Below are 23,566 nucleotides of genomic sequence, written 5' to 3'. Positions count from 1 at the left end.
CATGGGAGATGACACGGACGGGCACCGGCGCACGGACCCGGGACACACCCGTCGCCGGGGATGCCGAGGCCACCGGGAGATCGCTCGCCCGGCACGGGAGACACCGCTCCCGTCGTTCACCTGACCGGGGCCCGGGAGGCAGTCTCCTGCCAGTGGACCCACGGGTACTGCTCTTCGTCCGCCCGCGCACGCCTCCCATCCGGACTTTAACCGTCGGTCCAGGAATTTCACCTGGTCAACCGGCCGCTGGCTGCGGACGGGTCGCGGACTGTAACCGCCGGTTCGGATTTTCACCGACCCCGGAGTGCGCTGAACGTCACTGCTTGATGCCGTCATTGTGCCACGGTCGGCGCAAGGGCAGGGAGGGCCTCCGGCTGTGGTCTGTTTCACGGGCTTGCGGGGAATGCGCGGCGGGGTGCTACCGCGGCTCCGCCGGGGGTCGAGCGTACGTTGGAGGGCCATGTGCGCGGGGGTGCGCGTGTTCGGCGGGCCATGCGCTCGGAGGGCCGCGGCTCAGAGGGCCGCGGGGGCGGTGATCGACGTGAAGTGGGTGACCTCCGGCGGGTGGGCGAGGTAGCTCAGCTCGCCCTCCGACCAGACCGGCCGGATCCGCCACATCGGCCCCGCGTACCCGCGCAGCGCCTCCTCGTCGCGCCAGCGGCTCAGCACCAGCACCCGGTGCCCGTCCTCGGACACCGAGCGCAGCAGCTCGCCGCCGAGGCAGCCGTCGGTCCGCCCGAGCTGCGGGATCACCTGGGCGGCCAGGTGCGCGCAGAACTCCTCGATGCGACCGGCCGAGACCTGCCCGGCCCAGATCCTGACGATCACGACCACCACCTCCGGCTGCGGCTGGCGTCCCGCGCCCGGGCATCCCTCGCCCGGGCGCGCTGACCACTGACCCGGCGGTCCCCGCCCGGCGAGCCCCGAGCCAGTGGTCCCTGGCCCCCATTATGAGCGGAAACCCGCTGGTGGGGAGGGGTGGGGCCGGAATTTCACGGAGGGTTGCCGGGGCCCGGGGAACGGGGTGCGCCGAGCGGCCTCGGCTACATTCCCGGTATGACGACCACACCGGAATCTGTCGTTTCGTCAACCACCGCAACCACCGCGCCGAACCGGCCGGGCAGCCTGTTCGACGCCCTCCACGCGGGCGCGCTCAGCGATCCCGCCCAGCTGCGCGAGATCTACGAGCAGCCCGGTGACCAGGCGCGCCGCAAGCAGGTCGACCACCTGCACGAGGTAGCCCAGCGCCTGATCGCCTGCTCCCCGCTGGTCTTCGTGGCCAGCGCGGACGCCGCCGGGCGCTGCGACGTCTCCCCGCGCGGCGGGCCGGCCGGGCTGGTCTCGGTGCTCGACGAGTACACCCTGGCCATTCCGGACGCCACCGGCAACAAGCGCTTGGACACCCTGCACAACATCCTGGAGACCGGCCGGGTCGGGCTGCTCTTCGTCGTCCCCGGCCGGGACGCCACCCTGCGGGTCAACGGGCGCGCCTGCGTCTCGACCGACCCGGAGCTGCTGCGGCAGCTGACCGCCGTCGGCAAGCCGCCGCGCAGCGCCATCGTGGTCGCCGTCGAGGAGGTGTACGGGCACTGCCCGAAGGCCTTCCTGCGCTCCTCGGCGTGGAAGCCGGAGAACTGGCTGGCCAAGGACGCGCAGCCGAGCTCGGCGGAGGTCACGCTCTCGCACCTGCGGGACGAGTCGCTGACCGTGGAGATGATCGAGCAAATCGAGCGGGAGGCGCTGCTGTACCGGTACGAGTGAGGCAGCGGGGACTTCTCCGCTCGGGGTCCCCGTCTCGCCGTGAGTGGCCGGCGGTCGGTTTGGCGGGTGCCCGGCGAGGTGCTCGGCGAGGTGCCCGGCGGCCGGCCCGGTGGGTCGGGCGCCGGGCCGCGCGCCCGGCCTAAGCCTCGGGGCTCCGGCCGCCCCGGGCTCAGGCCGCCTCGGGTTCAGGCGGCGGTGGGCTCAGGCCGCCTTGGGAAGGTCCACCACGGGCGCGCCGTCGGCGGCCCGCTGGACCGCCTCGACGCCCTTGTGGGCCGCGTCCTTGCTGGCGTAGCCCTGGCCGGTGGCGACGATCTCGCCGTTGCCCGCCTTGAGCCGGAATCGGTACTTGCCACCGGCGTCCTGATAGACCTCGAACTTGCCCGACATCGGGGCCACCTCCTCGCGGGGCCTCCTCGTGGAGCGCTCGATGCGCCCGCTGTCCGGCCCCCGGCGCCACCGTGCGCCCGGCACCGCCCCGGCCGCACCCGGGCGGCGGCCGGACGGGTGATGCCGGGCCCACCGGGGTTTGCGGAGGTGCCGGGGCGGCCGGCCGGTGGTTTGAATGGACGGATGGACTGCGTCTTCTGTGCGGTGGTGGCGGGCGAGGAGCCGGCGCACCGGGTGCTGGACGACGAGGTGGCGGTGGCCTTCCTGGACCGCCGGCCGCTGTTCCCCGGGCACGTCCTGGTCGTGCCGCGCGCCCACCACCCGACGCTGGCCGACCTGCCCGCGGCCGAGGTCGGGCCGTTCTTCCTGCGGGTGCAGCGGGTGGCGGGGGCCGTCGAGCGCGGGCTGGGCGCGGCGGGCAGTTTCGTGGCGGCGAACAACCGGATCAGCCAGTCGGTGCCGCACCTGCACGTCCACGTGGTGCCGCGCAATCCGAAGGACGGGCTGCGCGGGTTCTTCTGGCCTCGGCGGCGGTATCCGGACGAGGCGGGGGCGGCGGAGGTCGCGGCCCGGCTGCGGGAGGCGCTGGAGGAGTGACGGGGGCGGGGCTCCGGCTCCGTGCCCTGCCGTGGGGATCGCGCGGGGGGTCGGTTGGGGGTCGGCGGGGGTCGGCGGGGGTCGGCTGGGTGCCGGTTGGGGTCGTACCTCCGCAGGAGCATCGGCGGGGTCGATATCGTTTTCCGGGCGGACGATCCGGCCGAACCGGGCGCCTAGGCTCGCGAGCATGAACGAACTCGCCTGTCTCGTGCAGCAGACGGCCGACCGGCTCGCGGGCCGACACGTCGGCGCGGTGGTCGCCGGGCTGGCCGGCGACCACGTGGAGATCCGGGGTGCCGGGCGGACCGGTCCTGGCGGTGGGATACCCGGACCGCACACGCTGTTCGACATAGGCTCCGTCACCAAGGTGTTCACCTCGCTCGTGCTCGCACGGCTGGCGCTCGACGGAGCCGTCCGGCTAGACGAACCGCTCGCCGAGGTACTCACGGGGGCCTCGGGCGGTCCGGCCGTCGTCCCGGCCAGGGGCCCGCAGCCGATCACCCTGCGGCACCTCGCCACCCACACCTCGGGGCTCCCCCGGCTGCCCCGGGGCATGCTGGCGCAGTCACTGCTGTCCCCCAACAAGCCCGATCCGTACGCCGGTTGCACCACCGAGCGGGTGCTCGACGGGCTCGCGCGGACGCGGCTGCGGACCGCGCCCGGGCGCGGCTTCCGCTACTCCAACCTCGGCGCGGGGCTGCTCGGCCTGGCCCTCGCGCAGCGGTCCGGCGTCGGGTACGAGGAGTTGGTGGCGCGCGAGGTCTGCGCACCGCTGGGCCTGGTGGACACCTGCGTGCGGTCGGACGAGGAGCAGTCCGCGCGGCTGGCGCACGGGCACACGCCGGGCGGCCGCCCGGTGCCGCACTGGAGCTTCGGGGCCGTGCCCGGCATGGGCGGGCTCCGGTCGACCGCCGCCGACCTGGTGGTGTTCCTGCGGGCCCAACTCGCCGCCGGGCGCGAGCCGGAGGCGCCGCTGTCGGCCGCGATCGCCCTCACCCGGGAGACCCGCCACCGGGTCAACCCCTTCGCCTGGACGCACCTGGGCTGGCTCGGGCACCGGCTGCACACCCAGCAGGGCGGGCACCTCCAGATCTGGCACAACGGGGGCACCGGCGGGTTCCGTTCGTTCGTGGCCTTCGACCCGGAGAAGCGGGTCGGCGCCGTGGTGCTGGCCAACACCCGCCGGTCGGTCGATCCGGCGGGCACGGCGCTGCTGCGCGGGCTGCAGAACGGGTTCGCGGCGACGGGGTGAGGGCGGTGGCGGGGGTTCCGGCGGTGACGGCGGGGCTGCCGCTCGCCGGCGGCGGGGGTTTTCGATCGGAATGTGCCGATCGGCACTGTCGGCGGGCGCGGTGAGGAGTCGATCCTGGGCATCCGATGGTTGCGGCCCTCCTGAGGGGTTGCCGCGGAGCGGAGGGAGCCCGGTATGACGGTGGTGCGGGCGCCCGGGCGGGCGTTGCGGCCCTGCCCAGGGGGCACCTGGGCCGTTCGTCCCCACCCCCGTGGCGGGCGGCTGCGGCCGGGGCGCGATGATGGCGGGGTCTAACCAGGCCAAAAGGTGCTGATTGGCACTGTCGCCGGGGGCGGCGAGCGGTCGATGCTGGGGTTCTGGAAGTCGCGGTTCCGTTGGGGGAGCCCTCCGACTGAGCCGAGTGAAAGGGGGCCGACGTGGCGGTGACGTGGTCGCCGACGCGGGTGCGGTCGGCGGGTGCGACCGGTTCTGCCGACCTGGCCGCTTCTGCCGGTGCGGCCGGCGTGGCCGATGTGGCCGGCGCTGCCGGTCGACTGGGCCCGGTGCTGCGGGTGCACAGACGGTTCCGGCCGCTGTCCTGGCCGGCACGGGTGTGGTTGCACGCCTGCGGGGTGGCCGTCTCCGTGGTGGTCTGTCTGGCGCTCGGCGAGTGGTGGCCCGCGCCCGTACTGGCCGCCGCCGCGGTGGTGACGGTGAGCGGGTACGAGCGGCTGCGGCCCACACCCGGGCTGCGCTCCGTACGGGTCCACGAGGGCGGGCTGGTGCTGGTCTCGGCCGGCGGCAGCGAGGAGCCGCTGCCCTGGCGCGCGATGGAGGCCACCGAGTACTCCCCGGGAGGTCCGCACGGGGAGTACGAGCACGGGCGAATATGGCCGGCGGGCGCGGACGAGCCGCTGGTGCTGGCGCACCTGGGCGGGCTGGGCAGGCTGTTCCGGGAGCTGGAGGAGCGTCTCTCCCCCGGGCTCCGGGCCGCCCTGCACGAGACGCTGCGTGCGGAGGGGAGCGTCCGCTTCGTCCGGGGGCGACTGACGGTGACGGCCGGCGGGCTGGTGCACCGGCCGCCGCACCCGCTCGCCGCGACGGAGGCCTACCGGTGGCCGGAGGTGCACTCGGCCCGGGCCTCCGCCCTCGGCGAGCTGGAGGTCCGGACGCACTCGGCCGGTCTCCCGCTCACCTTCCCGGTGCCCAACGCCCGTGCGGCCGCAGGCTTCCTGGAGGACCTCCGGACGGCCTCCACCGGCTGACGGCCCGCCCGGGCCGAGCAGCCCCGGTGCAGGTTCGCGCAGGTCCGCCCGGGCCCGCCCCCTAGGGGGCGCCACAGTGCCTTCCGGAAGGGATCAGTACGCCGCTGAGTGGACGTCAGTTCCGTGGCGGGCGGCCTACGGTCGCTGACATGAGCCGACTCCGTACGACCGCCGCCGCTGCGGCCCTGCTGCTCGCGCTGCCGCTGTCCGTCGCCGCCGCCGCGCCGGCCCTGGCGGCCGTGCCCGCCAACTCCGCCACCGCTCCCGCGAACCCGACCACCCGGGCCGCCGCCCAGGTCGAACTCCCCCGCCCGACCGGGCCGTACGCGGTCGGGCAGGAGGTCCTGCACCTCGTGGACCAGAACCGTCCGGACCCGTGGGTGCCCGCCGCCGGTCCGCGCCAGCTGATGGTCTCGATGTACTACCCCGCGCACGCCGGGACGGGCACCCCCGCCCCGTACATGACGCCCGCCGCCGCCCGCGCGCTGCTGGACGGGAAGCTACCGGGCAACACCATCCCGACCGAGGCGGTGTCCGGCACCCGGACGTGGGCGGAGTCCGGGGCCCGCCCCCAGGGCGGCCACTACCCGCTGGTGGTCCTGTCGCCCGGCTTCACCATGCCGCGTGCCACGCTCAGCAGCCTCGCCGAGGACCTGACCAGCCGCGGCTACGTCGTCGCGCTGGTCGACCACACCTACGAGAACACCGGGACCACCTTCCCCGACGGCCGGACGCTCCCCTGCGAGGTGTGCGGGACGCTGAGGACCCAGGAGGCCTGGGAGGCCCTGGACGCGAGCCGGGCGAAGGACGTCTCCTTCGTCATCGACCAGTTGACCGACCGCCCGCACCCGGCCTGGCGCTACGCCCGGCTGATCGACCGCGCCCGAATCGCCATGGCCGGACACTCCGCCGGTGGCGCCGCCACCGTCCCGGCCCTGCTCACCGACGACCGGATCCGGGCCGGGGTCGACCTGGACGGCACCATGGACTACCTGGTGCCCGAGTCCGGCATCAAGGGCAAGCCGTACCTGATGATCGGCCACCCGCTGCCCGGCGGCGGCGAGGACGAGAGCTGGCTCAGGAGCTGGCCCCGGCTGGACGGCTGGAAGCGCTGGCTGACCGTCGACGGCACCGACCACGGCAGCTTCACCGACTTCCCGCTCTTCTTCGACGGGCTCGGCCTCCCCAAGGGCCCGGACACCACCATCGGCAGCCAGCGGGCCGTCGCCCTCACCCGGCAGTACGTCGGGGCGTTCTTCGACCTCCAGCTGAAGGGCGTCCCCCAGCCGCTGCTCGACGGGCCGAGCGCCGCCAACCCGGAGGTGCGGTTCACCCCCTGACGGCCGTCCCCGAATGACAGCGATTTCCGAGTGACAGCGGTTCCCGGGGCGGGGCCGTCGGCAGCGCGCCGGCGGCCCCGCCGGCGTACGGGCGCTCCGCCTACGGTCAGCCGGGCAGCACCGCCGCCGAGGCGATCGGTTCGAGCAGCGGGTGGGGGCGGACCAGGGCGCGGGAGACCGGGTCCTCGCGGTGGCCGCCGGCCCGGGCGGGGTTGGGGCGCATGACGACCGCGGTCGGCGGGACGGGCCCGCCGCCGCAGGCCGGGCAGACGCCGACGAGGTCGAGGTCGGTGCCGCAGACGGCGTGCGCGAAGAGGTGGTACGGGCCCCCCTCGGTGGCGTGCCGGCCGCCCCAGCGACTCAACTGGTAGAGCGGGCCCCAGAGTTCGAGCCCGGTACTGGTCAGCAGGTAGCCGTGGCGCAGCGGCGCCCGCTGGTACGGCTCCTTGCGCAGCACCCCGGCCGCGACCAGGGCGTTGAGGCGCGAGGTGAGGACGGCGCGCGGGATGCCGAGGTGGGCGAGGAAGTCGTTGAAGCGCTGCACACCGTAGAACGCGTCGCGCACGATCAGCAGGCTCCAGCGCTCGCCGACCACCTCCAGGGCGCGGGCCAGCGCGCACTCCTGCAGTTCGTAGTCGGTTCCCAGGGCCATGGGCGCCAGCCTAGTCCACCCTCCTTATGGGTTCAATGAACAGACCAGCGGTGGTAGCGTGCCGTTCGAGACGAAGGTTCATTCACCAGACCATAAAGGTTCGGCCCTCGGAGGGAACACCCATGCCCCCCGCACCACCCGCCTCCTCCCCCGCCACCGCCACCGCCCCGGGCCCGCGCGTCCGGCCCGGGGCCACGCTGGCGACCACCGCGGCGGCGACCGCCCTGACCACCGTCGCGTACACCGCCCCCACCGCCTCGCTCGCCGCCACCGCCCAGGCCGCCCACCTGGGCGCCTCCGGCCGCACCTGGATCCTCACCGGCACCCTGGTCGGCATCTCGGCGCTGCTGCTCACCGCCGGGAGCGCCGCCGACGACCACGGCCGCAAGCGGGTCTTCACCTTCGGCGTGCTGCTGTTCGCCGCCGCCGAGGCGCTGGCCGCCCTCGCCCCCGGCGGCGCCGTCTACCTGGCCTCCCGGGTGCTCCTCGGTGCCGCCTCGGCCGCCGTCCTGGCCCCCGCGCTCGGCCTGATCAGCCACGCCCACCCGCCCGGGCCCGGCCGGATCCGGGCGCTCGGTGTCTGGGGCGCGGCGGTCGGGCTCGGCATCGCGATCGGGCCGGTGTACGGCGCCCTGGTCCAGCAGTGGGCCGGATGGCGCGCGGTCAGCGGCGGGATCGCGGTGGCCGCGGCCGTGGTGGCCGGCTGCGCCGCCGGGGTCCTCACCGAGTCACGGGCCGAACGCCCGCGTGCCCTCGACCCGTACGGGGTGCTCACCCTCGCCGCCGGCACCTCCTGCCTGATCGCCGGACTGGCCGAAGGCCGCGGCGGCTGGGGACAGCCCGCCGTGGTGGCGCTGCTGGCGGGCGGGGTGCTGCTGCTGGCGGCGTTCGCCGTGGTCGAGGCGAAGGTCCGGGAGCCGATGCTGGACCTCGCCCTGTTCCGCAGCCCCGGCTTCATCGCGGCCACCGGCGGGGCGCTGTTCACGGGGCTGGCCCTGGTCGGCTTCATGAGCTACCTGCCCACCCTGCTCCAGGGCGTACTCGGCCTGTCCGGCCCGGCCGCGGCCGGCGTGCTGGCCCTGTGGTCGGGCCTCTCGGTGGTCTCCGCGCTCCAGGCCCGCCACCTGGCCACCCGCCTGCCCGCCACCGCCCAGGTCGCCCTCGGCCTGCTCGTCTGCGGCACCGGCGAGGCCGCGCTGTACGGGCTCACCCCCGGCTCGTCCTGGCTGCGACTGGCCCCGGGACTCGCCGTCGCGGGCATCGGCAGCGGCATCCTCAACGCGGCGCTCGCCCGGCTCGCGGTCAGCAGCGTCCCCGCACACCGGGCCGCCATGGGCTCCGGCGCCAACAACACCTCCCGCTACCTGGGTTCGGCCCTCGGCGTGGCCCTCACCGTCACCGTCGCCGGCTCCCCCCACCCCACCGCCCACACCCTCGCCGCAGGCACCGACCGGGCCACCCTCACCGCCGCCGCCTTCTGCCTCCTCGGCGCCCTCCTCGCCCTCGCCGCCCACACCACCGAATCCCGCACCACCCACCCCACCCCCGTCCCGTGAGCCACCGGGACCCCCTCCCACCCCCGCGAGACACCAGAAGTCGGCCAAGCCGACTTCCGCCGCGGCAGCCGAAACGCCTCCCCACCTGTGGCAACACAGGCACCGGTTTTGTCGGCAACGGTTGACGTTCTGGACGACTTTCCGTGACCCAGAACCCAAATTGAGCCGCTGCCGATGCCATTTGCCGCAACACGTGGCCTGAAGCAGCCAACCCCGGAGCCGCCGGGGCCGATCCAGGCGCCAGCACCGCGTAACCGGTCCGCCCGAACCACCACCCCAAGGCCTACGCGGAAGGCCTCCGGACGACCGCGCCGAGGCCGACGGACAATTCGCGAGCAGACCGGGAGCCCACACACGGAAATCCCACCCTCCAAGCGCACGAGAAGTCGGCTCAATCGACTTCCCACGCACACCCAGGCGGAAGGACCCGCCCCGGCTCCGCCGACATCAACCGGAGCTCGGCCGCCTGAAGTGCGAGCCGGACACCGGCGAAGCGGGCCCCCCGACCAAACGCCCCGTACTGAATAGCGTCACTGGGCGAGGCGCAAGAAGTCGACCGGGCCGACTTCTCGCGCACACATCGGCTCGGGGCCCTGGCGGAGGCCGGAACAACAGGAACCGCGCTCGGGCAGGAAGCACGGAAAGTCGGCTAGATCGACTTTCCGCGCGCAACCCACCGATCCGTCGCGGCAGTGAAGGCCACACCGCCATGGACAACACCTGGGAATGGGGTGCAGGAAGTCGGCGCGGTCGACTTCCTGCGCGCAGCCGGGGTGGGCTGCTTCCGGACGCTCGCGCCGAGGCCAACAAATAGCGCGGCACAAGCGAAGCAAGCCCTGGCAATACGCCGCCTGGCGAGCAGGGTCACTGGAGCAGGACATGGGAAGTCGGCCAAGCCGACTTCCTGCGTGGGCACCGCTTGGGGGGCGTGCTGGAAGCCTCGCCGGCAGGAACCGCACTCGGACTCGAAGCACGGAAAGTCGGCTGGACCGACTTCCTGCGCACAACCGGGGTGAGGGGCTCGGGGCAGTCGCTCCGAGGCCGACGGATGGCACGGGAACTGCCGGCTCGAGAGGTGGTGAAGGCCGCGCCGCCGTGGGCGGCGCCTGAGGGTAGGGACGCGAGAAGTCGACTGGGCCGACTTCTCGTGCGGGAGCTGCCGGGTCGGGTGGTGGTGGAGGCCCTGCCGCCGTGGGCAGGGCCTGAGGGTGGGTCCGGGGTGTGGGGTGCGGGGTGTGGGGGCTGGGGCGGCTGCGGTGGGTGGGGGTGCGTGCGAAGATGGCAGGGCTGGTGGGAACGATCTCCGGACGGTTTCTGGGACGGTTCTCTGGCCATGGTGGACGAATACGCGCAGCGCGCGGGGCAGCCTCGGCAGGACGCCCTGCTGATGGTGCCGATCGCCACGGCGCTGATCGACGCCGACGGGCGGATCCTGCACTGGAGCGGTGACGCGGAGGCGTTGCTCGGGCACCCTGCGCAGGAGGCGGTGGGGGCGCGGGCGGCGACGCTGCTGACCTCCGAGGAGCACCGGCCGGAGGTGCTCCAGCTGTTCCGGCAGATCCTGGCGGGCCGGTCGTGGTCCGGGGTGTTCCCGGTGCGGCACCGGGACGGGCACCTGGTGAACCTGGAGTTCCGTACGTATCCGATCCGCGGCCCGGGCGGCGCCCCGATGGTGCTGGCGGTGGCCTCCGAGGTGACGACGCTGCGCCGGCTCCAGGCCGACCTGGCGCTCCTCGACGGGTTCTTCACGCAGTCCCCGGTCGGCATGGCGGTGTTCGACACCGGTCTGCGCTTCGTCCGGTTGAACGCGGCGCTGGCGGACGCGAACGGCCTGAGCGTCGAGGAGCCGCTGGGCCGTCGACTCACCGAGGTGCTGCCGGGGATCAACGCCCCCGAGTCCGAGGCGGTGATGCGCCGGGTGCTGGAGAGCGGCGAGCCGGTGGTGGACGACCTGGCGCACGGCCGTACCCCGGGCGACCCGAGCCACGACCATGCCTGGTCGGCCTCGTACTTCCGGTTGAGGGACCGCGGTGGCCGGGTGCTCGGCGTGTGCGCCACGGTCATCGACATCACCGAGCGGTTCCACGCCGACGCCCGGGCGGCCCGCGCCCAGGAGCGGCTGTCCCTGCTGGTCGACGCGACCGCCTCGATCGGCACCACGCTGGACCTGCGGCAGACCGCCCGGGAGCTGGTCGACGCGATGGTGCCGAGGGTCGCCGACATCAGCGCGGTGTTCGGGCTGGAGGAACTGGTGGCCGGCCGGAACGTGGAGCCGCCCGCGCCGGACGTCCCGCTGCTGGTGCGCCGCCTGGCGATCGCCTCCGCCGACGCCGTCTACCCGGCCGATTCGCTGCCGGTCGACGCGGTGTACGAGCTGCGGCCGGACTCCCCGTACGCCCGGGCGCTGGCCGGCGGGCGCACGGTGGTGGTGCCCTCCTGGGAGCTGCCGATGCTGAGCGAGCCCGTCCACGAGAGCCGCCGCCAGGCCTACCTGGGCGACCGCCCGCGCTCGGTGCGGATCACCCCGCTGGTGGCGCGCGGTACGACGCTCGGCATGGTGGTGTACTCGCGGCGCGGCGCGCGGGAGTCCTTCGCGGCGGCCGACATCACGCTCGGCGACGAGCTGTCCTCGCGCGCGGCCGTCGCGATCGACAACGCCCGGCTGTACCTGCGCCAGCACCAGACCGTGCTGGCCCGGCAGCAGGCGCTGCGCGAGGCGAGGGCCGCGCAGGAGCGCCTGGCGCTGGTCAACGTGGCCTCCGCCCGGATCGGCACCACGCTCGATCTCGCCCAGACCGCAAAGGAGTTGGCCGAGGTGGCGGCACCGAGGCTGGCCGACACGGTGGTGGTGGAGGTGCTGGAGGAGCTGGTCCGCGGCGAGCGCGAGGCGACCGCCCCGGTGGACGGTTCGGCGCTGCTGCGGCGGATGGCCTTCCACTCGGTGCCCGGCTCGACGCTGGCGCCGATCGCCCGCACCGGCAATCTGCACCGTTTCGTGCCCGGTTCGCCGTACGCCTGGTGCCTGGCGCACCGCAAGCCCGTCCTGGTGCCCAGGATGGACGAGGAGGGCATGGCCTGGTTCGCGGACGACCCGGTGCGGCAAGCCGCCGTACGGGAGCAGAACGTGCTGTCGTTCATGGTGGTCCCGCTGATCGCGCGCGGCACCCCGGTCGGCGTGGCGGGCTTCTACCGCACCCGGGTCGAGCGCCCGTACGATGACGACGACGTGGCGCTGGCCGGGGAGTTGGCGGTGCGGGCGGCCGTCTCGATCGACAACGCGCTGCTGTTCACCCGCGAGCGCGACGCGGCCGCCGCCCGACAGCGGGCACTGGACGAGGCGTGGGCCGCCCAGCAGCGGCTGTCGCTGCTGAACGAGGCCAGCAACCGGATCGGCACCACGCTCGATCTGCACCGCACCGCCCGGGAGTTGGTGGAGGTGGTGATCCCGCGCTTCGCCGACTTCGTGACCGTGGACCTGCGCGAGGCGGTGCTCAGCGGCGAGGAGCCCGGGGCGGTCCCGGCGGAGGGCCCGGTGCTGATGCGGGCGGTGGCGGTCGGCGACACCGGCCCGGACGGCGGCATGCTCGGGGCCGCCGACCAGGTGGGCGAGACCTCGCAGTCGGCCGGGCTGTACGCGCAGAGCCTGCGCACCCGGCGCTCGATCCTGGTCTCCGAGGTGACCGAGGAGGAGCTGAGCCGGATCGTCGCCTCGCCCGACCGGGTGCAGCCGAGCCTGGACGCCGGGGTGCACTCGTACCTGATGGTGCCGCTGGTGGCGCGCGGACAGGTGCTGGGCGGCGCGGAGTTCGTCCGCTCCCGCAACCCGGTGCCGTTCGGGTCGGCGGACCGTTCGCTGGCCGAGGAGCTGGCCGCCCGCACCGCGCTGGCGATCGACAACGGACGGCTCTACCGCCGCGAACGGGACACCGCGCTCACCCTCCAACGCAGCCTGCTGCCACAGGAGGTGCACCGCACGCTCGGGCTGGACCTCGCCTACCGCTACCTGCCGAGCAGCGTGGTCAGCGAGGTCGGCGGCGACTGGTTCGACGTGGTGCCGCTGTCCTCCGGGCGGGTCGCGCTGATCGTCGGCGACGTGATGGGCCACGGCATCCGGGCCGCTGCCACCATGGGTCAACTCCGCACGGCCGCACGGACGTTGATCACGCTGGACCTGGATCCCGAGCGGGTTCTGTACCGGCTGGACGAGGCGACCGCGGGCATCGGCGAGGGCCAGTTCGCCACCTGCGTCTGCGTGGTCTACGACCCGGTGGACCGCCAGTGCACCGCGGCCAGCGCCGGGCACCTGCCGCCCGTGGTCGCCGACACCGAGGGGCGGGCGCACCTGGTCGAGCTGCCCACCGGCGCCCCACTGGGGGTGGGCGGAGTCGCCTTCGAGAGCGCCGAGTTCACCCTCCCCGAGGAGGGCATCCTGACCCTCTACACGGACGGGCTGGTCGAGCGCCGGGGCCAGGACCTCGACGAGGGACTGCAGTTGCTGTGCCGGACGGTCGCCGACCGGCGCGGCTCGCTGGAACAGACCTGCGACGCCGTCCTGAAGCGGCTCACCGAGACCACCGGCGAGGACGACATCGCCGTCATCATGGCGCAGGTCCGCCCGAAGGGCGCGGACCGGATCGCCACCCTGCGGCTCACCGGCGACCACGCCATGGTCGCCCACTCGCGCCGCTTCACCCGCGAGACACTGGCCTCCTGGGGGCTCGACGCGCTCATCGACTGGGCCGAGCTGCTCACCAGCGAACTGATCACCAACGCGCTGGTGCACGCCGGATCGCCCACCCAACTGCGGCTGTACTGCAACCGGGTGCTCACCGTCGAGGTCGCCGACCAGGAGTCCGAGGTGCCGCGGATCCGCCGCGCCCGCAGCGAGGACGAGGGCGGCCGGGGCATCCACCTGGTCAACGAGCTCGCGCACCGCTGGGGCAGCCGCCGGACCAAGGACGGCAAGGTGGTCTGGTTCGAGCTGGAGTTGCCCCCGGGGGCAACACCGTCCGCCTGAACGATCGGCGGCTGTCGCACCGCGTCTCTCGGCCGGTGCGCGGGCGGCGAGTTGGGGCGGGACACCGAGATCGGGGGGTGTCGTCAGCGGCCGGCCAGGTCCTCGGCGCGGTAGCGGCCGGAGGGCCTGCGGTCGCGAAGCAGGCCGAGCAGGGCCGGCGTCACCCGCTCGGGCAGCGGTGCGCCGGAGACGTCCTCGCCGGGGCCCGCCTCCTGGAGCATCCGGGTGCGCATGCTGCCCGGGTCCACCGACCAGACCCGCAACTCCGGCTCCTCCCGGGCGAGTACGTCGCCGGCGAGGTCCAACGCGGCCTTGCTGGCACCGTAACCGCCCCAGCCGCGGTAGGGCACCACGGCGGCCTCGGAACTGACGTTGAGGACGGCGCCGGCGTGGGCGCGCAGCTGGGGCAGCACGAGCTGGGTGAGGGCGATCGGGGCGAACGTGTTGACCTCGAAGGTCTCCAGCAGGCCCGGCAGCGGGAAGTCGGCCAGCCGGGGCAGCGGTTGCCCGCCGGGGCCGGGGGCGCCGTTGAGCGTTCCGGCGTTGTTGACCAGCAGGCTCGCGCCGCCGAGCTCCTCCGCGGCCCCGGCCAGGTGGGCGCGGTGGTCGTCGTCGACGACGGAGCCGGGCAGGGCGACGACCCTGGTGACGGCGGCCAGATCGGCTGCGGCGGCGGCGAGTTCGGCCGCTCCCCGGGCGGTGATCACCAGCTGCCAGCCGTCGGCGGCGAGGGCGCGCGCGAGGGCCAGGCCGAGGCCGCGGGAGGCTCCGGTGACCAGGGCGACGGGAGCGCTCCGCGGTACGGCTGCGCGGCCCGCCCCGCCGGTGCCTGCGCTCGTCATGCCCGCGCTCACGCCCGCGTTGTTGTCTGCGTTGGTGCCTGCGTTGGTGCCTGCGTTCATGCCGCACACCATCCCGCCGCCGGGCCGGTCGGCGGATCGGCCACCGGAACGGGGACCGGCTCGGACGTTGGCCCTAGCTAGATCGTTCGGAGGTCCTGGGGCCCGGGACCGGTGTCGTCGGCCCAGCCCTGCGGGTCGGTCCAGGCGGTCAGTGTGCGGCGGGTCGCGAAGCGGCGCTCCCGGCCGGTCAGCGGATCGGTGAACTCGATCGTCGAGGCGAGCAGTTGCAGCGGGCGGCGGAAGTCGTCGGGGGCGGGCTCGGGCAGCACGACCGGGTAGACCGGGTCGCCGAGGATCGGCAGCCCGAGGCCGCACATGTGCAGCCGCAGCTGGTGGGTGCGCCCGCTCAGCGGCCGCAGCCGGTAGCGGGCGAGTCCGTCGCGGCGCTCCAGCAGGTCGATCCGGCTCTCGCTGTTCGGCGGCGCGTCGATCTCCTGGGCGGCGATCACCCCGCGCTCCTTGACGATGTGGCTGCGCACGGTGCGCGGCAGGCTCAGCTCCGGGTCGTACCCGGCGACGGCCTGGTACTCCTTGCGCACCAGGCGGTCCCGGAACAGCGTCTGGTAGGCGCCGCGGTCCTCCGGGCGGACGACGAACATGGCCAGGCCCGCGGTGAGCCGGTCCAGGCGGTGCGCGGGGCTGAGCGCGGGCAGGTCGAGGGCGTGCCGCAGCCGGGACAGCGCCGTCTCGGTGACGTGCCGGCCGCGCGGGGTGGTGGCCAGGAAGTGCGGCTTGTCGACCACCACCAGGTGCTCGTCGCGGTGCAGCACGACCAGCTCGAACGGGACGCGCACCTCCTCGGGGAGGTCACGGTAGAACCACAGGTGGGCGCCGGGGCGAAACGGCTCCGCCGGGGCGATCGGGCCCTGCTCGCCGACGATCTCGCCGTCCCGCAGCGCGGCGTCGACCCGCTCGGCCGGGACGGCGGGCAGCCGGTCCACCAGGTGGTCCCGCACGGTCGGCCAGGGGCCTTCGAGCGGCAGCCGGAGGTGGACCGGGTCCACACCGTGGCGCTGCGGGAGGGGGGAGGCCGGGCGGCGGCTCTTGCGTCTCATCTCCCGGCCCAGCCTAGTGCGCGCCGGCGCGCGCACCTCGGCCGAGGTGCTGACCCGGGGCCGGGCAGGGAAAGTGGACCGGAGGCCCTCGTGACGCCGGGGGCCTCCGACCGTCCGCCGACCGGGCCGACCAGCCGCCCCACCGGCCGAACCGAGCAACCGACCGATCCGCCGGACCGACCGGCCGGCACCACTGGAGGACGCGTGACCGCCGACGGCCCGGACGGGGTGCCGCCGCTGCACCTGCCGAGGCGGACCCGGCTGCTGCTCTACGGCTCGCTCCTGCTGCTGGTCGCCGCCGTGGTGGCCGCGCTGGCCATCGGGCCCGGGACCACCCTGGCGCCGCTGCTCGCGGTGGCCCCGGTGCTGGCCGGTGCGACCACCCGGCGGGCCCGGGTGCCGCTGCTGGTCGGCGCGGCCGCGGTGGTCGCCGTCGGCCTGCTGGAGTCGGCCAACGCGCAGCTGCCGCTCTCGGTCCGGATCAGCGTGCCGGTCACCGTCCTGGCCTCGACCCTGGCCAGCGCGGCCAGCGTCGTCCTGGTGGCGGCCCGCGAGCGGGAGCTGTTCCAGGTCCGGACGGTGGCCGAGGCGGCCCAGCGGGCCCTGCTGCGCCCGCCGCCGGAGCGGATCGGGCCGCTGCGCCTGGCGGTGCGGTACGTGGCGGCGGCCGCCGAGGCCCGGATCGGCGGGGACCTGTACGCCGTGGTGGAGACCCGCTTCGGGCTGCGCATCCTGCTCGGGGACGTCCAGGGGCACGGCCTCCCGGCGGTGGAGACGGCGGCGGACGTCCTCGGGGTGTTCCGGGAGGCCGCGCGGACCGAGCCGGACCCCGGGCGGCTCGCCGAACGGCTGGACGCGGCGCTGGCCGCCCGGCCGTCGGAGGAGGGGCGGTTCGCCACCGCGCTGCTGCTCGACGTGGCGCCGGACCGGGGGCCGGTGCGGCTGGTGAACTGCGGCCACCCGCCCCCGCTGCTGCGCCGGGCGGGCCGGGTGAGCGAGCTGGAGCCCCCGTTCCCGGCGCCTCCCCTGGGGCTGCTCGGGCTCACCGACGACAGCTACCCGGACCGGCGGTTCGACCCGGAGCCGGGCGACCTGCTGCTCCTGCACACCGACGGCGTGTCGGAGGCCCGGGACGCCGCGGGCCGGTTCTACCCGATCGCGGAGCGGCTGCCCGGACTGCACGGCGGCACCCCGGCGGACCTGCTGGACGCCGTGCTGACGGACGTCGGCGGCTGGGTCGGCGACGCCGGGCTGGCCGACGACGCGGCGGTGCTGGCGATCCGCTGGGAGCCGTGACCGGGCCGCGCCGATGGCTCGGGAGGGCGGTCCGGAAAGCGGTCCGGAGAACTGCCCGGAGAGCAGCTCCGGTGAGCTTCCCGGCCGCGATTGTCAGTGGTGTGTGCAAGGCTCGGTCCACGGTCGGCGGGGAGCCGGCCGCAGGGTGGTCGCGGATCGACGAGGGGACGGTGCCATGGGGAGCGGGAGCAGGGCGAGCGGGTCTTTCGAGGTCACGGCGTTCGAGCCGGTGGAGACGGAGGAGCGGGAGGGCGCGGCGTTCGGGCGGGTCCGGATCGCCAAGACCTTCACGGGCGGGCTGAGCGGGGCGGGCGAGGTGCGGATGCTCTCCGTCGCGGGCCCCTCCGGCAGCCCGGCCTCGTACGTCGCGGTGGAGCACGTGACGGGTGAACTGGACGGACGCAAGGGCTCGTTCGTGCTCCAGCACGCGGCCTGGGACACCACCGGCACGACGATACGGGTGGTGCCGGGCACGGGCACGGGCGAGCTGGCCGGGATCACCGGCGAGTTCCACCTGACCGTCGACGGGTCCGGCACCCACACCTACGTCCTGGAGTACGGGCTGGGCTGACGCCGGCCGCGGCGCGCGCGGCCGGCGGCCCCGGCCCGTCAGAGGATGGGCTGGGTCGCCTCCAGCCGCTGGATCGCGGTCCGGACCGCGGTCGCGTAGGCCCAGAACAGCGGCAGGGTGTTGGCCGCCCGCTCGGTGCGGGTGTTCTTGCCCGGGGCGAACATCGCGGCCCGCAGCTCGGTGGTCATCTCCAGCTGGGCGCCCATGCCGAGCAGGCTGCGGTTGCAGATGTTCTCCGGGGAGATGCCCGCGATCTCCTCCTCGCCGGAGGCGGTCACGGCCCGGATGCCCGCGGCCGCGAACTCCTCCATCAGGTACTGGCGGAAGGTGGGGTTCAGGCCGCCGACCAGCACGGCCTGGGCACCGGCCTCCAGTCCGGCCTGGGCGGCGGTGCAGCCGTGCAGCGACAGCACGTTGCGGCTGCCGGCGCACATCGCGCGGGCCACTCCGTCGTCGCAGTGGGTCGAGGTGACGTGCAGCTCGCTGTTGTTGGAGGAGCGCAGGCCCTCGAACATCCAGAAGTCGTGCGTCGGCCCGGCGGCCGGGGCCGGGGCGAGGTCGGCCGGGTGGTAGCCGGCGATGGCCAGGCACAGTTCGGAGGTGCCGCCCTCGATGCCGCCGCCGTGCGGGGCGATGACGGTGGTCCGGACGAACGGCGTACGGCCCTGCGGGCTCTGGTCGTCGACCAGGTGCCGGCGGTAGCGGCGGCCGTAGTCCACGCCCTCGACCACGGTCGGGTTGGCGTAGAGGGCCGTGTTGGAGGGGTACAGGTCGGCGGCGGCGCTCGCGGGGGTGCTGCCCACGGCGGCGCCGAGGGTGCTGAGGGCCGGGGCCGCGGCGAACGCGGCGATCAGGGTACGACGGTTAATCACGGTCACGGATCATGACAGGAGGTGGGGGATCGGAAAAGTACCGGCAAGGCTTTGGCCAAGTCGACGCCATGTCACGACGGGATCGGCCCGGTCGTACGACAGCGACCTGGTCGTGCGACACCGGCCCGACGGAGGCGTGCCGCATCCGCCCGGGCACGGGCAGCGCTGTCACGATGATGCGATCAGTGCACGATCGACATCGGAGGGTGGCGCATGCCCGACACGGCGGTGGATCGTACGACGGCAGTGGTCGTGGAGGCGCGGACGGTCGAGCAGGTGGTCGGCCGGCTGCGGGAGATCGGGGCGGGGCTGCCCCCGGCCGACGGGGTGGGGGTGTTCAACCGGCTCTACCTCACCGTGACGGAGGCGGTCCGTGACCGGCTGGACGGCGGGCGCTTCGCCGACCCGTCGGCGGTGGCCGAGCTGGACGTGGTGTTCGCCGGGCGGTACCTGCGGGCCGTGGCCGCCGACGCGGTCGGGCAGGAGCCGCCCGCCTGCTGGCGGCCGCTGTTCGCGCTGCGCGCCCACCCGGGGGTGCACCCGCTGCAGTTCGCGCTGGCCGGGATGGCCGCCCACATCCAGCACGACCTGCCGCTGGCCGTCGTGGACACCTGCCGCCGCCGGGGCTGCGAGCCGTCCGACGTCGAGCCGGACTACCACCGGATCGACCGGGTGCTGGCCGAGGTGGAGACGGCCGTCCGGGAGCAGCTGATGCCCGGGCCCGACCTCCTGGAGCGCGCCGAGCCGCTCACCCACCTGCTCGGCGCCTGGTCGGTCGGGGCCGCCCGCGAGGGCGCCTGGGGCACCGTCGAGGCGCTGTGGGAGCTGCGGCACCTGCCGGGCGCCGCCCGGGCCCTCGCCACGGCGCTGGACGGTTCGGTCGGGCTGCTCGGCCGCGTCCTGCTGCTCCCGCTCGGGCCGGGCGGGAGGCAGGGCGGGAGGCACGGCGGCGGACCGGAGGACGGGCGGAGCACCGGAGCGGCCGGCGGCCGGATCAGCGGCCAGGCCCCCGGGCACCGCACCCCCGTAACGGCCCCCGCGGCGGCCCCCGCGACGCCCCCCGCAACGGCCACGGGCGCCCGGCTCCCCGAGGCGAGGAACCGGACGGCCGACGGTGCGGGCCCCGACGCGGCGGGCCCGGCAGGCACAACAGGCGCAGCGGGCGCCGGAGCCGGTCAGGCCCAGCTGGAGTGCAGCGGCTTGCCCTCGGCGTAGCCGGCCGCGCTCTGGATGCCCACGATCGCCTTCTCCTGGAACTCCTCCAGGCTGCCGGCGCCCGCGTAGGTGCAGGAGCTGCGGACGCCCGCGATGATCGAGTCGATCAGGTCCTCGACGCCGGGGCGGGTCGGGTCGAGGAACATCCGGGAGTGCGAGATGCCCTCCTCGAACAGCGCCTTGCGGGCCCGGTCGTACGAGGAGTCCTGGGCGGTGCGGTTGCTGACGGCGCGGGCCGAGGCCATGCCGAAGCTCTCCTTGTACTGGCGCCCGTCGGCGGCGGTCTGGAGGTCGCCCGGGGACTCGTAGGTCCCGGCGAACCAGGAGCCGATCATCACGTTGGAGGCGCCGGCGGCCAGCGCCATCGCGACGTCGCGCGGGTGGCGCACGCCGCCGTCGGCCCAGACGTGCTTGCCGAGTCGGCGGGCCTCGGCGGCGCACTCCAGGACGGCGGAGAACTGCGGCCGGCCGACGCCGGTCATCATCCGGGTGGTGCACATGGCGCCGGGGCCGACGCCGACCTTGAGGATGTCGGCGCCCGCCTCGACGAGGTCGCGGACACCGGCGGCGGAGACCACGTTGCCGGCCACGATCGGGACCCGCGGGTCCAGGCCGCGCACCGCGCGCAGCGCGCTGATCATGGACTCCTGGTGGCCGTGCGCGGTGTCGACCACCAGCACGTCGGCACCGGCCTCGATCAGCGCCGCGGCCTTGCCCGCGACGTCGCCGTTGATGCCGACGGTGGCGGCGATCCGCAGCTTGCCGGCCTCGTCCACGGCCGGGGTGTACAGGGTGGCGCGCAGCGCGCCCTTGCGGGTGAGGATGCCGACCAGTCGGCCCTCGCCGTCCACGACGGGGGCGAGCTTGCGGTGCGCCTCGGTGAGCTTCTCGAAGGCGGTCCGCGGGTCGATGCCCTCGTCCAGCAGCAGCAGTTCGCGGGACATGATGTCGGCCAGGCTGGTGAAGCGGTCCACGCCCTGGCAGTCGGACTCGGTGACCACGCCGACGGGCTTGCCGTCCTCGACCACCACGAGGGCGCCGTGCGCGCGCTTGGGCAGCAGCGAGAGCGCCTCGGCCACGGTGGCGCCGGGGGCGAGCGTGATCGGGGTGTCGAACACCAGGTGGCGCTGCTTGACCCAGGAGACGACCTCGGCGATGACCTCGGTGGGGATGTCCTGCGGGATGGCGACCAGGCCGCCGCGGCGGGCGACGGTCTCGGCCATCCGGCGGCCGGCGATGGCGGTCATGTTGGCCACGACCAGCGGGATGGTGGTGCCGGTGCCGTCGTTCGAGGAGAGGTCGACGCCCTGCCGGGAGCCCACGGCGGAACGGCTGGGGACCATGAAGACGTCGTCGTACGTCAGGTCGTACGAGGGCTTGAGGTCGTTCAGGAAGCGCATGAAGGAGGGCTCTCTGGCTGGGGGGATACACCTCGGGTGCGGTTGCGGCGATGCCGCCGGAGCGCACTCGGGCGCCCGGCACCCAGCGTTCGATTCTCCGTGAGGGTGGGGGCAAAAGCCAGTTCGACGGGCATTGCTGGGGCTGCGTACAAACCGTGATCAATACTCCGCGCGTAGACATGGAGGATCATCCAAAGACCCCCTCCGACGTCGGCTTTTCGCCCCGGTCCGGACCGCTCCCGTAGCATTCACGCGGTAAGGGGCTTGGCTTCACGCGTGTGGGCGTGGCGAATCGGGAAAGCGGCAGCAGGCGTGAGCATCGGTCAGACGGACATCGACCAGACGGACCTCCGACAGGCGGGCATCGAGCAGACGGGCACCGGGCGGACGGACCTCGGCCAGGACCCGGTCGAGGGCGCCGAGGAGGAGACCGACTTCGGTCCCGGCCTCGACCCCGAGCGGCTGCGGCTCTGCCTGGAGGTGCTGGCCGAGCTCGACGAGCTGCACGTGGACCACCCGGACGCGATCACCGTCCGCAAGGCCGTCGGCGGCATATTCCGCACCCTCAAGCAGCGCCGCCGCCAGGAGACCCGGGCCCGCAAGACCGCCAACGACCGCGAGGTCACCGCCCGTACCGCCACCGGTGCGCCCACCCGGATCGACGACGAGACGGCCGGCGCCTTCGGCCTGACCACCGTCACCACCACCGAGATCGCGGGCATCCTGGAGCGCCCGCGCTCCTGCTACACCTGCAAGCAGCGGTACATCGAGGTCGACGCCTTCTACCACAACCTCTGCCAGGACTGCGCGGTCAAGAACCGCTCCCGCCGGGACGCCCGCGCCGACCTCACCGGCAAGCGCGCGCTGCTCACCGGCGGCCGGGCCAAGATCGGGATGTACATCGCGCTGATGCTGCTGCGCGACGGCGCCCACACCACCATCACCACCCGCTTCCCCAACGACGCGATCCGCCGCTTCACGGCGATGCCGGACAGCGCCGAGTGGATCCACCGCCTCAAGATCATCGGCATCGACCTGCGCGACCCGGCCCAGGTGATGGCCCTGGCCGACGAGGTCGCCGCCGACGGCCCGCTGGACATCCTGATCAACAACGCCGCGCAGACCGTGCGCCGCCCGCCGGAGTCCTACCGCGAGCTGGTCAACGCCGAGTCCGCCCCGCTGCCGGCCGGCGAGCTGCCCCAGGCCACCACCATCGGCCGCTTCGGCAGCGGCAGCGTCGACCTGCCCGCCCTCCCCCACCAGGCGGGCGGCGACACGCAGCGGATCACCGCCGAGGACGTCACCTCGCTGGCCCTGGTCACCGGCTCCGCGACGCCCGACCGGATCGCGGCCGGCACCGCGATCGACGCCGGCGGCCTGGTGCCCGACCTCGCGGACACCAACAGCTGGGTGCAGACCGTCAGCGAGGTCGGCCCGATGGAGCTGCTGGAGGTCCAGCTCTGCAACTCCACCGCGCCGTTCATCCTGATCAGCCGGCTGCGCCCGGCGATGGCCGCCTCCGCGTCCCGCCGCAAGTACGTGGTCAACGTCTCCGCGATGGAGGGCGTCTTCTCGCGCGGCTACAAGGGCGCCGGCCACCCGCACACCAACATGGCCAAGGCCGCGCTCAACATGCTCACCCGCACCAGCGCGCAGGAGATGTTCGAGTCCGACGGCATCCTGATGACCGCCGTCGACACCGGCTGGATCACCGACGAGCGGCCGCACCCGGACAAGATGCGCCTCGCCGACGAGGGCTTCCACGCCCCGCTCGACCTGGTCGACGGCGCGGCCCGGGTGTACGACCCGATCGTGCGCGGCGAGGCGGGCGAGGACCTGTACGGCTGCTTCCTCAAGGACTACGACCGCTCCAACTGGTAACCAGCCGAAGGGGATGGCGAGTTGAGCACCGCACCGTCCGGACCGACCGGACCGACCGCGCCCACCGGACCCGCCGGGCCGGCCGCGCCCGCCGCACCGGTCCCGCCGACCGCACCGCTGCTCGGCGCCGGGGTCATCGTGCCCACCGGGGACGGCCGGGTGCTGATCGGCCGCCGGACCACGGCCGGCGAGCCGCCGACCTGGAGCCTGCCCGGCGGCAAGGTCGACCCCGGCGAGTCCTTCGAGCGGACCGCGGCCCGCGAACTCGCCGAGGAGACCGGCATCGTGCTGCCCGCCGAGGAGATGCGGGTGCTCGCCGTCCACCTCGACCACGAGCTCGGCCGGCCCCGGCTGACGGCCGCCGTGCTGGCGCCGCCGAGCCTGGCCGAGGCCGTGGTCACCGAGCCGCACGCGTGCGGCGGCTGGGAGCGCGTCCCGGTGGACGCGCTGCCCGAGCCGATGTTCTACCCGTCCGCGCTGGTGCTCGGCAGCTGGCTGCCGCGGCTGTCCCCGCGGCTGCTGGCCGGAACGCACGGCTACCCCGTCGCCCGCTGGAACGGGTGAC

Annotated in this window: 19 protein-coding genes and 1 riboswitch; of the genes, 12 read left to right on the top strand and 7 right to left on the bottom strand. The window is 74.5% G+C overall.

What is annotated here, in order from left to right; genetic code table 11:
• Positions 1-183: 183 nt before the first annotated feature.
• Positions 184-311: riboswitch (FMN riboswitch) on the bottom strand.
• 202 nt (positions 312-513) lie between these two features.
• A complete protein-coding gene (locus tag ACFVU7_RS14310; protein WP_380743535.1) occupies positions 514-828 on the bottom strand; it encodes an antibiotic biosynthesis monooxygenase family protein in 315 nt (104 codons plus the stop codon).
• Between the two features lie 228 nt (positions 829-1,056).
• On the opposite strand from ACFVU7_RS14310, the gene ACFVU7_RS14305 reads away from it, so the two are divergent.
• The gene (locus tag ACFVU7_RS14305; RefSeq protein WP_117486974.1) at positions 1,057-1,761 is read left to right on the top strand and encodes an MSMEG_1061 family FMN-dependent PPOX-type flavoprotein; all 705 of its coding nucleotides are present in this window, start codon (positions 1,057-1,059) and stop codon (positions 1,759-1,761) included.
• A 201-nt stretch (positions 1,762-1,962) separates the two neighbouring features.
• Here ACFVU7_RS14305 and ACFVU7_RS14300 read toward each other — a convergent pair whose 3' ends face one another.
• Positions 1,963-2,151 carry a DUF1508 domain-containing protein gene (locus tag ACFVU7_RS14300; protein ID WP_049651337.1) on the bottom strand — a complete coding sequence of 63 codons (189 nt, stop codon included), beginning with the start codon at positions 2,149-2,151 and terminating at the stop codon, positions 1,963-1,965.
• 183 nt (positions 2,152-2,334) lie between these two features.
• Here ACFVU7_RS14300 and ACFVU7_RS14295 point away from each other — a divergent pair, with 183 nt between their 5' ends.
• From ACFVU7_RS14295 to ACFVU7_RS14280, 4 genes are all read left to right on the top strand, one after another.
• A complete protein-coding gene (locus tag ACFVU7_RS14295; RefSeq protein WP_074005165.1) occupies positions 2,335-2,748 on the top strand; it encodes an HIT family protein in 414 nt (137 codons plus the stop codon).
• 187 nt (positions 2,749-2,935) lie between these two features.
• Positions 2,936-4,000, top strand: coding sequence for a serine hydrolase domain-containing protein (locus ACFVU7_RS14290; protein ID WP_388045207.1), 1,065 nt, complete (start codon positions 2,936-2,938; stop codon positions 3,998-4,000).
• Positions 4,001-4,503: 503 nt separating this feature from the next.
• Positions 4,504-5,244, top strand: coding sequence for a hypothetical protein (locus ACFVU7_RS14285; protein ID WP_388045206.1), 741 nt, complete (start codon positions 4,504-4,506; stop codon positions 5,242-5,244).
• Positions 5,245-5,393: 149 nt separating this feature from the next.
• Complete coding sequence (locus ACFVU7_RS14280; protein ID WP_388045205.1) at positions 5,394-6,584, top strand: alpha/beta hydrolase family protein; 1,191 nt, start codon at positions 5,394-5,396, stop codon at positions 6,582-6,584.
• 106 nt (positions 6,585-6,690) lie between these two features.
• Here the strand turns inward: ACFVU7_RS14280 and ACFVU7_RS14275 are convergent, their stop codons facing one another.
• Positions 6,691-7,236 (bottom strand): helix-turn-helix domain-containing protein, encoded by a 546-nt coding sequence (locus ACFVU7_RS14275; RefSeq protein ID WP_117486978.1) that lies wholly within the window; start codon positions 7,234-7,236, stop codon positions 6,691-6,693.
• Positions 7,237-7,358: 122 nt separating this feature from the next.
• On the opposite strand from ACFVU7_RS14275, the gene ACFVU7_RS14270 reads away from it, so the two are divergent.
• Both ACFVU7_RS14270 and ACFVU7_RS14265 read left to right on the top strand, forming a co-directional pair.
• Entirely contained in the window at positions 7,359-8,792 is a 1,434-nt protein-coding gene (locus ACFVU7_RS14270) for an MFS transporter (RefSeq protein ID WP_388045204.1), read from the top strand.
• A 1,333-nt stretch (positions 8,793-10,125) separates the two neighbouring features.
• On the top strand, positions 10,126-13,809 hold the full coding sequence (locus tag ACFVU7_RS14265; protein WP_388045203.1) for a SpoIIE family protein phosphatase: 3,684 nt from the start codon (positions 10,126-10,128) through the stop codon (positions 13,807-13,809).
• An 83-nt stretch (positions 13,810-13,892) separates the two neighbouring features.
• On the opposite strand, the gene ACFVU7_RS14260 is transcribed toward ACFVU7_RS14265, so the two are convergent.
• Positions 13,893-14,651, bottom strand: a complete 759-nt coding sequence (locus ACFVU7_RS14260; RefSeq protein WP_388045234.1) for an SDR family NAD(P)-dependent oxidoreductase — start codon at positions 14,649-14,651, stop codon at positions 13,893-13,895.
• Positions 14,652-14,788: 137 nt separating this feature from the next.
• On the bottom strand, positions 14,789-15,766 hold the full coding sequence (locus ACFVU7_RS14255; protein WP_388045202.1) for a pseudouridine synthase: 978 nt from the start codon (positions 15,764-15,766) through the stop codon (positions 14,789-14,791).
• A gap of 204 nt (positions 15,767-15,970) precedes the next feature.
• Here ACFVU7_RS14255 and ACFVU7_RS14250 point away from each other — a divergent pair, with 204 nt between their 5' ends.
• Positions 15,971-17,062 carry a PP2C family protein-serine/threonine phosphatase gene (locus ACFVU7_RS14250; RefSeq protein WP_049655986.1) on the top strand — a complete coding sequence of 364 codons (1,092 nt, stop codon included), beginning with the start codon at positions 15,971-15,973 and terminating at the stop codon, positions 17,060-17,062.
• Positions 17,063-17,237: 175 nt separating this feature from the next.
• Positions 17,238-17,633, top strand: a complete 396-nt coding sequence (locus tag ACFVU7_RS14245) for a DUF3224 domain-containing protein (RefSeq protein ID WP_388045201.1) — start codon at positions 17,238-17,240, stop codon at positions 17,631-17,633.
• A 38-nt stretch (positions 17,634-17,671) separates the two neighbouring features.
• On the opposite strand, the gene ACFVU7_RS14240 is transcribed toward ACFVU7_RS14245, so the two are convergent.
• Entirely contained in the window at positions 17,672-18,511 is an 840-nt protein-coding gene (locus tag ACFVU7_RS14240) for a poly-gamma-glutamate hydrolase family protein (protein WP_117486985.1), read from the bottom strand.
• Between the two features lie 207 nt (positions 18,512-18,718).
• Between ACFVU7_RS14240 and ACFVU7_RS14235 the strand changes: the two genes are divergently transcribed.
• Positions 18,719-19,720 (top strand): DUF5995 family protein, encoded by a 1,002-nt coding sequence (locus ACFVU7_RS14235; RefSeq protein ID WP_388045200.1) that lies wholly within the window; start codon positions 18,719-18,721, stop codon positions 19,718-19,720.
• On the opposite strand, the gene ACFVU7_RS14230 is transcribed toward ACFVU7_RS14235, so the two are convergent.
• The gene (locus tag ACFVU7_RS14230) at positions 19,681-21,120 is read right to left on the bottom strand and encodes a GuaB1 family IMP dehydrogenase-related protein (RefSeq protein ID WP_049656920.1); all 1,440 of its coding nucleotides are present in this window, start codon (positions 21,118-21,120) and stop codon (positions 19,681-19,683) included. The two genes, ACFVU7_RS14235 and ACFVU7_RS14230, sit on opposite strands and share 40 nt — an antisense overlap.
• 462 nt (positions 21,121-21,582) lie before the next feature.
• Between ACFVU7_RS14230 and ACFVU7_RS14225 the strand changes: the two genes are divergently transcribed.
• Complete coding sequence (locus ACFVU7_RS14225) at positions 21,583-23,001, top strand: SDR family NAD(P)-dependent oxidoreductase (protein ID WP_234348576.1); 1,419 nt, start codon at positions 21,583-21,585, stop codon at positions 22,999-23,001.
• A 21-nt stretch (positions 23,002-23,022) separates the two neighbouring features.
• Positions 23,023-23,565 carry an NUDIX hydrolase gene (locus tag ACFVU7_RS14220; protein WP_387966940.1) on the top strand — a complete coding sequence of 181 codons (543 nt, stop codon included), beginning with the start codon at positions 23,023-23,025 and terminating at the stop codon, positions 23,563-23,565.
• Position 23,566: the final 1 nt, after the last annotated feature.

Source organism: Kitasatospora sp. NPDC058046, from assembly GCF_042885595.1.
GTDB lineage: Bacteria > Actinomycetota > Actinomycetes > Streptomycetales > Streptomycetaceae > Kitasatospora.
This window is presented reverse-complemented; position numbering and strand designations above follow the sequence as displayed.